Source organism: Staphylococcus nepalensis (genome assembly GCF_002442935.1).
Lineage (GTDB): Bacteria > Bacillota > Bacilli > Staphylococcales > Staphylococcaceae > Staphylococcus > Staphylococcus nepalensis.
Map to the genome: position 1 here is coordinate 503529 of NZ_CP017466.1, position 11609 is coordinate 515137.

General features: G+C 35.1%; 14 protein-coding genes. 7 read left to right on the plus strand and 7 right to left on the minus strand.

Annotated elements, in window-relative coordinates; genetic code table 11:
• The first annotated feature begins 19 nt into the window (after window positions 1-19).
• The gene (locus BJG89_RS02130; protein ID WP_096808322.1) at window positions 20-226 is read left to right on the plus strand and encodes a hypothetical protein; all 207 of its coding nucleotides are present in this window, start codon (window positions 20-22) and stop codon (window positions 224-226) included.
• Window positions 227-498: 272 nt separating this feature from the next.
• Here BJG89_RS02130 and BJG89_RS02135 read toward each other — a convergent pair whose 3' ends face one another.
• Genes BJG89_RS02135 through BJG89_RS02165 form a run of 7 tightly spaced genes read right to left on the minus strand, consistent with a single transcriptional unit; the run spans window position 499 to window position 5556 of the window.
• Entirely contained in the window at window positions 499-1341 is an 843-nt protein-coding gene (locus BJG89_RS02135) for an urease accessory protein UreD (protein ID WP_096808323.1), read from the minus strand.
• Complete coding sequence (ureG, locus tag BJG89_RS02140) at window positions 1341-1955, minus strand: urease accessory protein UreG (protein ID WP_096808324.1); 615 nt, start codon at window positions 1953-1955, stop codon at window positions 1341-1343. The genes BJG89_RS02135 and ureG overlap by 1 nt, the downstream gene beginning before the upstream one ends.
• Window positions 1956-1968: 13 nt before the next feature.
• Window positions 1969-2658, minus strand: coding sequence for an urease accessory protein UreF (locus BJG89_RS02145; RefSeq protein ID WP_096808325.1), 690 nt, complete (start codon window positions 2656-2658; stop codon window positions 1969-1971).
• Window positions 2651-3103, minus strand: a complete 453-nt coding sequence (ureE, locus tag BJG89_RS02150; protein WP_096808326.1) for an urease accessory protein UreE — start codon at window positions 3101-3103, stop codon at window positions 2651-2653. Before ureE ends, BJG89_RS02145 begins: the two co-directional genes overlap by 8 nt.
• 11 nt (window positions 3104-3114) lie before the next feature.
• A complete protein-coding gene (gene ureC / locus BJG89_RS02155) occupies window positions 3115-4830 on the minus strand; it encodes an urease subunit alpha (protein ID WP_096808327.1) in 1716 nt (571 codons plus the stop codon).
• On the minus strand, window positions 4827-5240 hold the full coding sequence (locus tag BJG89_RS02160; protein WP_096808328.1) for an urease subunit beta: 414 nt from the start codon (window positions 5238-5240) through the stop codon (window positions 4827-4829). The genes ureC and BJG89_RS02160 overlap by 4 nt, the downstream gene beginning before the upstream one ends.
• Before the next feature lie 13 nt (window positions 5241-5253).
• Entirely contained in the window at window positions 5254-5556 is a 303-nt protein-coding gene (locus BJG89_RS02165) for an urease subunit gamma (RefSeq protein WP_046206693.1), read from the minus strand.
• A gap of 220 nt (window positions 5557-5776) precedes the next feature.
• Between BJG89_RS02165 and yut the strand changes: the two genes are divergently transcribed.
• From yut to BJG89_RS02195, 6 genes are all read left to right on the plus strand, one after another.
• Entirely contained in the window at window positions 5777-6694 is a 918-nt protein-coding gene (gene yut, locus BJG89_RS02170) for an urea transporter (protein WP_096808329.1), read from the plus strand.
• Between the two features lie 92 nt (window positions 6695-6786).
• Window positions 6787-8271: a nickel ABC transporter substrate-binding protein gene (nikA, locus tag BJG89_RS02175; protein ID WP_411756576.1), complete on the plus strand. Its 1485-nt coding sequence runs from the start codon at window positions 6787-6789 to the stop codon at window positions 8269-8271.
• Complete coding sequence (gene nikB / locus BJG89_RS02180; RefSeq protein ID WP_096808331.1) at window positions 8268-9245, plus strand: nickel ABC transporter permease; 978 nt, start codon at window positions 8268-8270, stop codon at window positions 9243-9245. Before nikA ends, nikB begins: the two co-directional genes overlap by 4 nt.
• Window positions 9245-10066 (plus strand): nickel transporter permease, encoded by an 822-nt coding sequence (gene nikC / locus BJG89_RS02185; protein WP_096808332.1) that lies wholly within the window; start codon window positions 9245-9247, stop codon window positions 10064-10066. The genes nikB and nikC overlap by 1 nt, the downstream gene beginning before the upstream one ends.
• Window positions 10059-10844: an ATP-binding cassette domain-containing protein gene (locus BJG89_RS02190; protein WP_096808333.1), complete on the plus strand. Its 786-nt coding sequence runs from the start codon at window positions 10059-10061 to the stop codon at window positions 10842-10844. The genes nikC and BJG89_RS02190 overlap by 8 nt, the downstream gene beginning before the upstream one ends.
• Entirely contained in the window at window positions 10837-11529 is a 693-nt protein-coding gene (locus tag BJG89_RS02195) for an ABC transporter ATP-binding protein (RefSeq protein ID WP_096808334.1), read from the plus strand. Before BJG89_RS02190 ends, BJG89_RS02195 begins: the two co-directional genes overlap by 8 nt.
• The last annotated feature ends 80 nt before the right edge of the window (window positions 11530-11609 follow it).

An 11609-nucleotide genomic window follows, 5' to 3' on the forward strand; every position in this document is an offset into this window, starting at 1 on the left:
TCCAAAGGAGTAAAAGTGAATGGTATACGTCGCGTTTTTAGTGTTAATTATAGCTATAATTTTACTTGTTTATTCCATAGCGTTACTTATGGGTAAAGACGGATCTTTATTTAGTTTATTTACACATAAAGAAAAGTCGTTAAATAAAGCGGAAAAGTTAGCTATTTATATTGTGACAATTGTATTGTTAGTCATTAGTTTAGTGTGGTTGCTTAATATAATTTAAAAAGCAGGAACGGGGCAGAAATCAATTGTTGCTAAAATGATTTCGTTGTACCATTCCGACAAGGATAAGTAGGGAAAATGTAAGCGTTGAAGCATTGCATGAGGCATACTAATTCATAAATTAAGAAGCGATGCTTAAAAGTTTAATATAAATGTTTTTTATCCTAGTCAGCTACTGACTATATGAAAACAGTCCAAGACACACATAGATGTCTCGGACTGTTTTTTTTTATATAACATTGTTATCCTTCATGCATATTTAAAACATAAAAGTTAATATTTTCTTAAGAAATTGACTTCTCGATCGAAAATATGGTTTCCAACATACGTTTGTACTGTATTTAAAATACGCTCGATGATTTGCGTTTTATTTGCTAATATTCGAATACTAAAACCGTGTGTCGGTATTTGAGTAATACCAAAACGGCAATCATATTCTTTTTGATAATGTTTAATTTGATCGTACACATCGTCTATAAGATTTTGGTTAACTTCAGGATGTATGAAATAACATGAACCTAAGTGCGTATAGTTTTCCATATATCCTAAACCACCAACTTTATTTTTAGTTGGATCAAGCAACATATTATCAAAGGTAATGAGTTCATCATCCACATAAATTTCATTTAACAAGTGCATATAAGTGTATGTGAAATCTTTGTCTTCTTTTGAATAACCTGGCGTCAATATATCTGTATAGAATAATGACGCTTTAGGGCTTAGATTAAATGTGTTATGTTGATAAAATTTAGCATTTTCAAATGCAATAATTGGGTCACCTACATATTCAATATAGCCATTATCCTTAATCGTAAAGTTCTGATATTGCTCGACATGATCATTTAATGTTTTATAGATTTTTGTAGCACCTTGTGATGTTAAAATCACACTTGCATTTTCTTCTGCAGTGACATCCATCTTATAACGGTCACCATCTAAATAACCGCCGCCCACATTCACGATATAAAATGTAGGGATATCCGAGCCGTTTAAGTAGACTGGTCGTATGACTTTTAACGCTTTTTCAAAAAAGATATCACGTGCAACTGATTTTTTTCCGTTATGAAAAACGGTTAAATCAAGTTCACCAGTCCATTTTTGTTTTGAATCAGCCATTAAGCTAAACCTTTAAGAAAGACATCTTGGTCAATCCACTCGATTACTTTATCTAGCCCTTCATCTGTTTTAAGGTTAGTAAATGCAAATGGACGTTTGCCTCTGAATGTTTCTGTATCTTCTGCCATACGATCTAAGGATGCACCAACATAAGGCGCTAAATCAGTTTTATTAATTACAAAGAAATCTGATTTAATCATACCTTGCCCACCTTTACGAGGGATTTTTTCCCCTTGAGCAACGTCGATAATGTAAATTGAAAAATCAACAAGCTCTGGACTGAACGTTGCAGCTAGGTTGTCTCCGCCAGATTCAATAAAGATTAAATCAATATCTTCATTACGTTCTTTTAATTCATCGATTGCAGCGAAGTTCATAGAGGCGTCTTCACGAATCGCTGTGTGTGGACATCCTCCAGTTTCAACGCCAATAATGCGATCTGCAGGCAATACGCCTGAGTTAACTAAGATTTTTTCATCTTCTTTTGTATAAATATCATTAGTAATTACACCAATACTAAACTCTTTAGATAATTGTTTTACTAATTTTTCAATAAGTTGCGTTTTCCCTGCACCTACAGGGCCACCGACACCTATTTTAACTGTCTCTGTCATTTAAATTGCCCTCCTAAGATATGAAAATTCTTACGTTTACATTTTCATGTTCCATTTGGTTGATTTCTAATCCGGGTGCAGTGATACCTAATTGTGACTTGTCTAACGTCATAATATGATCTCTTGTTTCTTTCATGAAAGGAATCATATCATGGACGATACGTTGTCCGGCCGTTTGTCCTAAAGGAATGGCACGAACAGCGTTTTGAGTTAAGCTCGATACGTTTTGATATAAATAATAATCTATAATCATTTCTATATCGACACCAAGATAATGGCCGAGCATCGTAAAGCAAATTGCGGGATGCAATTTGGCTTTCTTCTCTTTGTTTTGTTTTTGGTACCACGTTATCCATTCACTATCATAAAGCTCTGCTGCTAGCTTGACCATGCGGTTGCCCATTTGTTTTGAACCTTGCCTAGTCTCTTTAGGCAAATTTTGTACGAAAAGTATTTTATCTAAATATAATATCTTTTCTGTATCATTTTCATTAAGCGCATCATAGACAAGACGCATAGTTAAACCGTCAGCAAACGAAAGTTGTTCAGTTAAGAACAATTCAAGCCATTGTTTAAATGATGCTTCATCATGAACAATATCTCGCTGAATATATGTTTCAAGTCCGAATGAGTGGCTAAAAGCACCAGTCGGAAATTGAGAATCACAAAATTGAAATAGGCGTAAATATGCGTGATTAATCATGAGAATGACCTATATGTCTGAATGCTTGGTTTACTTTTCGGTCTTCGTGACTATAAGGTATGCCGAGATCTTTCAGCAATGATTCTACTAAATAGTCATATTGTACAAGCATTTCTGTTTCTGTAAATTGAGCAGGTAAGTGTCTATTACCTAATTGATGCGCGATATCGCCCATTTCTTGTAAGGTACGTGGCTTGATCACTAAAAGATCTTCCGAATTGACATCAATAATAATCATATTGGTATCGTCTTGATACAAGATATCGCCATATTGTAAATCAATTGGTTGTTTTAAACGAATACCAATTTCATTACCATGATCTGTAGTTACACGTTGAATACGTTTAACTAAGTCAGAATTTTCAAGGTAAACTTTTTCAACATGTTTATTTTTTTCATCTTGCGAAAGATTTGCGATATTACCTTTAATTTCTTCGATGATCATATTTTATCCTCCTAGAATAAGAAATAACGTTGCGTTAATGGTAATTCAGTAGCTGGTTCACTTGTTATTTTTTCACCATCGACAAATACTTCATAAGTTTGCGGATCTACATCTAAATCAGGCATAGCGTTATTATTTTTCATATCTGCTTTAGTTAAATTACGAATGTTTTTAACAGGTCTTAATTTACGATTTAATCCCAATGTTCTGCCGATATCGTTTTCGTAAGCAGTTGATGAAACAAAAGTGATTGATGTACTTTGCATGTTACCACCTAATTGACCATACATATTACGATATTTTAAAGGCTCAGAAATTGGGATAGAACCATTAGCATCACCGTTAATAGCAGTACTAATCATACCACCTTTAAGTACTACATCAGGTTTAACACCAAAGAACGCTGGTTCCCACATAATAATGTCTGCAAGCTTACCTTCATCGATAGAGCCAACATAGTCTGAAATACCATGCGTAATTGCTGGGTTAATTGTATATTTAGCAATATAACGCTTAATACGGTTATTATCGTTATATTCGCTGTCTCCTTCGAGTGCACCACGTTGTTCTTTCATGCGGTGAGCGACTTGCCAAGTACGTGTTATAATCTCGCCAACACGGCCCATAGCTTGAGAGTCAGAACTTACCATACTAAATACACCTATATCTTGTAATACGTCTTCTGCAGCAATCGTTTCTTTACGGATACGAGAATCTGCGAAGGCAACGTCCTCTGGAATAGAAGCGTTAAGATGGTGGGTAATCATAACCATATCCAAATGTTCATCAACCGTGTTATGTGTGAATGGTAAAGTTGGGTTAGTTGAGGAAGGTAAGATATTTGAGTAAGCAGCTGATTTAATTAAGTCAGGTGCGTGACCACCACCAGCGCCTTCTGTGTGATACATGTGTAATACACGGTCTTTAACAGCAGCCATCGTTTCTTCCATAAATCCAGCTTCGTTTAATGTGTCTGCGTGTAGTGCCACTTGCACGTCATAATCATCTGCAACTTGTAATGCATGATCTAAAGCAGAAGGTGTTGCACCCCAGTCTTCATGGACTTTAAGTCCGATAACGCCAGCATGGATTTGTTCAACCAATGCTGTATGGTTCACAGCTTGGCCTTTACCAGTAAACCCAACGTTTAACGGGATTTGTTCTGCAGCTTCTAACATACGATGGATATACCATGGTCCTGGCGTAGCAGTGGTTGCTTTAGAACCTTCAGAAGCACCTGTACCACCACCGATTAAAGTCGTTGTACCACTTTCTAGTGCTACGAGCGACTGTTCTGGGTTAACAAAGTGAACGTGTGTATCAATAGCACCAGCAGTTATGATTTTACCTTCTGCAGCAATAACATCCGTTGTTGCACCAATCACAATATCCACATTGTCCATGATATCAGGGTTACCCGCTTTACCAACTTTCATAATATACCCGTTTTTAACACCAATATCTGCTTTGACTACTTTGTCGTAATCGAGAATAAGCGCATTGGTAATAACTAAGTCTGCTACTTTTTTGTCGTCTCTTGTTACGTTAGGATTTTGAGCCATACCATCTCTGATGGATTTACCTCCACCAAATGTAGCTTCATCACCATACGTAGCATAATCTTTTTCGACTCTTGCAAATAGGTTTGTATCACCGAGTCTAACTGAATCACCGATAGTCGGACCATAAAGACTCGTATATTGAGATTGCGTCATTTTAAAACTCATCTGTTATACCCACTTTCTTTATTAGCATTTTCCTCTGATAAATTAGACTCATCGATAATTTCTGTTTCTTTGGAATCGTCTTCTGGTTTATACACACGTGTTTCATCGATAGGGCCATTTACTTCTCCGTGGAAACCAAAAATATTGCGTTTTCCTTTATATTCAACTAATTGAATTTCCTTTTCATCGCCTGGTTCAAAACGAACCGCAGCACCTGCAGGAATATCTAAACGTTTCCCGTACGCTTGTTCACGATCAAAATCTAATGCAGGATTTACTTCGAAAAAGTGATAATGAGAACCTACTTGTATAGGACGGTCTCCTGTATTTTTAACATTAATTACTGTAGCGTGTAGGCCTTTGTTAACATCGATTTCTGTGCGTTTAACAATAATTTCACCTGGTTTCATCATATAACCCCCTTTAGACTATTGGATGATGGACAGTAATTAGTTTTGTACCATCAGGGAAGGTTGCTTCAATTTCTAAATCAGTTAACATGTCAGCAACACCTTCCATTACATCATCTTCACTTAATATTTGTTTACCGTAACTCATCAACTCTGCAACAGATTTTCCATCTCTTGCGCCTTCTAGTAATTCAAAACTGATGATTGCGGCTGCTTCAGGATAGTTTAATTTCAAGCCTCTTTGTTGACGTCTACGTGCTAAATCAGATGCAATGACTAGCATTAACTTATCTTGTTCACGTTGTGTAAAATGCACAATTTTCACTACCTTTCAAAAAATGATAAAAAATGATAAATATAATCTTTTTATGTGCTTACAAATTCAATAATAAACGTAAAAATAAGCAACTACAAGGATTACACATTCATTTCAAATGATATAACTGAAAAATTGCACAATTAATTGCGAGACTTTTCATTTTAGGTTGTTTGGTATATCATTGTTAACGTAAATTTTATAGAAATCGGGTGACATTGTGAATGCGATTCAGATTTTACTGAAAAATATCGCGCAGGTCTTATTGTTAAACAATGCATGGACAGGTTTGTTTATTTTATTAGGCCTTTTTATAGGAAGTTGGCAAGTAGGCTTAATGGCATTAATAGCTAGTATCATATCTTTATTGTTAGCTAAGCATACAAATTATTCGGAAGAAGAAATAAATACTGGTTTAGCCGGATTTAATCCAGTACTTACAGCAATTGCATTGACATTGTTTTTAGTGCCAGCATGGTATAGCTTATTGATTGTCTTAATAGCTGTCATTATTACTATGCCGTTAGGTTCTGCATTCAGAGAATTTTTTAAACCCTTTGGAGTACCGATGTTGACGATGCCATACGTCTTTGTTAGTTGGGTCGTCTTATTGATGTCCTTTCAATTTAGATTTGTAAATGCAGACGTCAAAATATTACCTGATACAGTACAAGAAATTACTTTTTCAGGCCATAGTATTCAGTTTGTAAGTGCTTTTTTATCAGGCTTTAGTGAAGTGTTTTTATTAAAAAATGTTTTAGCAGGTGCCTTAATATTAATTGGTATATTGATTGCTTCAAGAAAAGCTGGCATGTTCGCTATCATTGCCAATGTTATTGGCTTTGCAGCAGTAACAGTGCTGGGTGCGAACCATGATCAAATTAATGATGGTTTATTTGGTTATAATGTCATCCTTACTGTATTAGCATTGGGAATTGCATTTAAAACGAGAATCCCTCGTTATATGAGTATTATACTTGGTGTATTACTCACCGTTGTTATACATGCAGGCATGACTACATTGCTAACACCATTTGGCTTACCGGTCTTTACATTGCCGTTTATTATAGCAACATGGATTATGCTGTTTGCAGGTAATAGTATGAGTGTCCAGAAAGCAGAAGAAAGTGAAGAATGAGTGTTTAATTAAATTATCGATGGCAGTATAATAATCATAGACATGATTGATTAAAAGATATTAATTGAATATAAATTTTTTTGGAAAGAGGTATGCTTATGAAGAAACTCATCACAGTATTAGCTTCGACAGCAGTTATTTTAGCTGGTTGTAGCGGTTCTGGTAGCCAATCTAAAGGTAAGACTTTAGATGTGGAGTTGCCACTCAAGACCACATCAATCGCACCATATGAAACGGATGTCCCAGTGAAAATAGGCGCTGCAGAGTCTCTGTTTAAAGCTACAGCAGACGGAAAAGTGCAAAAATTGCTAGTTGAATCATACGAACAAACATCACCAACACAGTTAAATTTAACTTTAAAAGACGATATTAAATTCCAAAACGGTAAAAAAGTGACTGGAGAAGCCGTTAAAGCGAGTTTAGAAGAAAGTATTAAAAAAAGTGATTTAGTCAAAGGTTCATTGCCTATCAAAGATATTAAAGTAGATGGGCAGGAACTGCAGATAAACACGAAAGAAGCGTACCCTGAATTAATTTCAGAATTAGCTAGTCCTTTCTCAGCTATTTATGATACCAAAGCAAAAGGTGACGTTAATAAAACACCTGTAGGTACAGGGCCATATCAAATTAAAAATTATAAACAATCACAAAAGATACAGCTAGATCGTTATGAGGACTATTGGCAAGGTAAACCTAAATTAGACCATATCAACGTTACATACCAAGAAGACGGTAATGCACGTACAAGTAATTTAGATTCTGGAAAAGCAGATGTAATCACAGATTTACCAGTCGAAAAAGTGAAGTCACTCAAAGATAGTGATAAGACAAAAGTTTCTTCTGTCTCTGGATTTAGAACAGCGCTATTATTATATAATCATTCAAGCGATAAAATGACTAAACAAGTTCGGGAAGCATTAGATAAAGTCATTGATCGTGAAAGTATTACAAAAAATGTGTCGAAAGGCTACGCAGAGCCTGCCACAGGTCCATTTAATACTAAATTAGACTTTATTCAAAGCCAAAAAGTACAAAAACAAGACATTGCTCAAGCTAAGAAAATAATGGAAGATGCAGGCTATACGAAAGAACATCCATTGAAATTGACGGTGTCAACTTATAATGGTCGACCAGAACTACCGAAAATGGCACAAGTTATACAATCTGACGCTAAAAAAGCGAATATAGATATCCAATTGCGTAATGTAGACGACATTCAAGGATATCTTGACGATCAAAGCCAATGGGATGCGTCGCTTTATAGTTTTGGTACGATTCCAAGAGGCGACACAGGATATTTCTTTAACCAAGCATATAAACCTGAAGGTGCAATCAATGCAGGTGGTTATGATAATGAAAAAGTCACAGCATTAATTGATGAATTAAATAAAACGGTAGGTAAAGATGAACGTCATCAAATCACAAATCAAATCTTAGATATTACACATGAAGATTTAGCAAATAGCTATATTTCTTACAACGATAATATCGTCGGTATGAGTAAAGATGTAGAAAACTTAAAAGCAACACCAGAAGGTATTTATCTTATTGATTATAAGGTAGATAAAAAAGAATGATATTAAAAAATATACTTTCTAGAATTGGACAAATGATCATCGTATTATTTGTCCTTTCTACTATCACTTTTATTTTAATGAAACTTACGCCTGGCGATCCAGTTGATAAAGTTTTACATTTAGATGTAGCAAATGTTTCAAATGACCAAATAGAAGAAACTAAAGAACGATTAGGACTTAACCAATCTCCTATAGTTCAATACTTTCAATGGTTAGGACAAATCGTACAATTAAACTTTGGTACGAGTTATCAGACTGGCGAACCTGTAATTAAAGAATTAGTTTTCTACACGCCACCGACAGTATTTATAGCAGTACTAACTATTATTGTTGTGTTTGTAGTTGCGCTACCATTGGGTATTGTGGCTGCGAAATATTATCATACGTGGTTGGATACTTGGATCAGAATATTGACTTCATTTACGGTCAGTATTCCTTCCTTCTTTTTAGGAACCATATTTATTTATGTATTTGCTCAAAAATTAGATGTATTACCGTCATCTGGTTTAGATTCAATGGCTGGTTATATTTTGCCTGTCATAGCATTAAGTATAGGCATGAGTGCCTATTATGTAAGGTTGATGCGTTCCACTTTGATAGAACTTTATAATTCAAAAGAAGTGGAAGCGGCAAGATTAAGAGGCATGTCGGAGCGCTACATTTTATGGAAAGATTTATTTAAACCTGCCATTATACCTGTCATTACTGTGTTAGGTATGTCTGTAGGAAGTTTGATTGGAGGCACTGTGGTTATTGAAAATTTATTTGGTATCCCTGGTGTAGGTCATTTTCTTGTAGACAGTATTAGAGCGAGAGATTATCCAGTAGTACAAGGTGCAGTTATTATGATTGGTTTCTTTGTTGTGCTGGCCAACACGATTAGTGATTTATTACTATTATGGCTTGATCCTAAACGTCGTTTTAATAGGACAAAGGATGCATTAAAACGTCACCAACAGGATGGTGAAATTTAATGAAAAGAATAAATAAACGAAATTTAATTTTATATATATTCTTGCTGTATTTCTTGGTATTAGTTGTAGCTCAGTTTTTTGTATCGATGAATAGCGCACTAGAGGTACATCTCGGAAATGCATTAGAGTTACCAAGTAGTACACATTGGTTAGGTACAGATGACTATGGACGGGATTTACTATCGAGAGTGATTGTGGGGGCTAGATATACGTTAGTGATCAGTTTAATCACTTTATTAATCACTGTAATTATTGGTGTCCCACTTGGACTTTTAGCAGGATATAAAAGAGGTATTGTTGATACTATTATTATGCGAATTATTGACATCGGATTGAGTATCCCAGAATTTGTCTTAATGATTGCCATGGCAAGTTTCTTTAAACCAAGTATTTGGAATTTAGTTATAGCAATCACGATTATAAAATGGATGACGTATACTCGCCTCACACGATCGATTGTGAGTAGTGAAGTTGAAAAACCTTATATACAAATGGCTAGGTTGTTTAACGTGCCAACCCACATCATTATCTTTAAACATTTTTTACCACAAGTGATGCCATCAATGATTGTGTTGATGACAGTAGATTTTGGTAAAATTATTCTTTATATTTCTTCTCTATCCTTTTTAGGTTTAGGTGCACAACCACCTTCTCCAGAATGGGGTGCAATGCTCAATGCAGGTAGAGATTATATTGATGCTTACCCGTTACTATTGATTGTGCCAGCATTTTTAATTACAATCACTATCTTATTGTTTAATTTAGCTGGTGACGCATTAAGAGATAAATTATTAAAAGGAAAGCGTGATATAGATGGCTAATATTAACGTTTTGGAAATCTTAAACCTAACTATAAAAGAACGAAAGGGCAAAACACTTATACACCATCTTGATTTAGCATTACGTAAGAGTAAGGTAAATGTATTGGTTGGTGAAAGTGGTTCTGGTAAGAGTTTGACTGCAAAGGCATTAGTACAACAAGTACCTGATACATTAACGACGCGATTTGATGCATTACATTATAAAGGTGAAATAATTACTAATATGCATCATTTATTAGGCAAAGAAATAGGATTTATATCCCAAGATTACACACATAGTTTTAATGACCATACCAAATTAGGAAAACAATTACTTGCGATTTATAAAATGCATTACAAAGTAGATAAAACGGTGGCTTATAAGTTTGTAACACAAGCGCTTAAATGGGTAGATTTAAATCCAGAACACGTGATGAAACGCTACCGTTTTAGTTTATCTGGCGGGCAACTAGCAAGGGTGCAAATAGCGAGTGTCTTAATGCTGAACCCAAGTGTTATTATTGCTGACGAACCTACGTCATCTTTAGATGCAATAACTGGTTATAATTTAATGCATTTAATCAAACACTTAGCCGACGTTCACCAAGTGACTTTATTGATTATCACGCATAATTTATCTCATGTTCTTGGTTTTAGTGATTGGATTAATGTCATTCAACACGGTAAATTAATAGATTTTAATCATGTTCAGGCTTTTAAAAATCGGCATGTGAAGCCGTATAGCCTGGAACTATTTGATGCACGGAGTCAATTAAGAAAGGATGGCGCCTATGATTGAGTTGAAACATATTCGCTTTGCTTATAAACAAGCCCCAATTTTAAAAGATATCAATTTAACCATAGCACCAAACGAAAAGGTGGGCGTTGTCGGCGAAAGCGGTTCTGGTAAAACCACTTTAGCACATGTCATGTTAGGTTTGTTAACTCATTACCAAGGCCACTTTTCAACGCAAGGCTTAAGTATGCTTCCGATATTTCAACATGCATATGATAGCTTTAACCCTAAATTTAAAATACGCACAGCATTAGAAGAACCTATACAATATTATAAAGGTACACACTCCCCGGCATCTATTCGTAAGAAACTTGAGCACTTAATGGCGTATATGCAATTAGAAAATGCATTACTAGAAAAATTTCCAGACGAATTAAGTGGAGGCCAACTGCAACGCTTTAACACGATACGGACCTTAATGTTAGAGCCGGATATGTTAATCTGTGATGAAATTACAGCAAGTTTAGACGTTATAGCGGAACAAAGAATGATTAAAGTATTAAAAGATTACTACGACCAAACAAATAAAGGTATACTTATGATTTCTCATGATATTGCATTTTTAAATCAATTTGTTGAGCGTATGATTGTTATGAAAGATGGCGAAATCGTCGATGATTTTCCTATAGGTGATTTGTTTGATGACCAACGTGATAAGTATACAAAAGAGTTACTCTCTATTTATTAAAGCGTATGCTGTTTTATGATTAACAAGTAAAAGCCATTCAATTGAGATAAGCACATCGGACATAATGAATTGTCTTAGCC

Coding starts and splice junctions, on each gene's coding strand:
- BJG89_RS02160 (WP_096808328.1), bottom strand. CDS start 5,240: ATGAAACCAGGTGAAATTATTGTTAAACGCACAGAAATCGATGTTAAC.
- BJG89_RS02145 (WP_096808325.1), bottom strand. CDS start 2,658: ATGATTAATCACGCATATTTACGCCTATTTCAATTTTGTGATTCTCAA.
- nikC (WP_096808332.1), top strand. CDS start 9,245: ATGAAAAGAATAAATAAACGAAATTTAATTTTATATATATTCTTGCTG.
- BJG89_RS02130 (WP_096808322.1), top strand. CDS start 20: ATGGTATACGTCGCGTTTTTAGTGTTAATTATAGCTATAATTTTACTT.
- BJG89_RS02135 (WP_096808323.1), bottom strand. CDS start 1,341: ATGGCTGATTCAAAACAAAAATGGACTGGTGAACTTGATTTAACCGTT.
- nikB (WP_096808331.1), top strand. CDS start 8,268: ATGATATTAAAAAATATACTTTCTAGAATTGGACAAATGATCATCGTA.
- nikA (WP_411756576.1), top strand. CDS start 6,787: ATGCTTATGAAGAAACTCATCACAGTATTAGCTTCGACAGCAGTTATT.
- BJG89_RS02195 (WP_096808334.1), top strand. CDS start 10,837: ATGATTGAGTTGAAACATATTCGCTTTGCTTATAAACAAGCCCCAATT.
- ureE (WP_096808326.1), bottom strand. CDS start 3,103: ATGATCATCGAAGAAATTAAAGGTAATATCGCAAATCTTTCGCAAGAT.
- BJG89_RS02190 (WP_096808333.1), top strand. CDS start 10,059: ATGGCTAATATTAACGTTTTGGAAATCTTAAACCTAACTATAAAAGAA.
- ureC (WP_096808327.1), bottom strand. CDS start 4,830: ATGAGTTTTAAAATGACGCAATCTCAATATACGAGTCTTTATGGTCCG.
- ureG (WP_096808324.1), bottom strand. CDS start 1,955: ATGACAGAGACAGTTAAAATAGGTGTCGGTGGCCCTGTAGGTGCAGGG.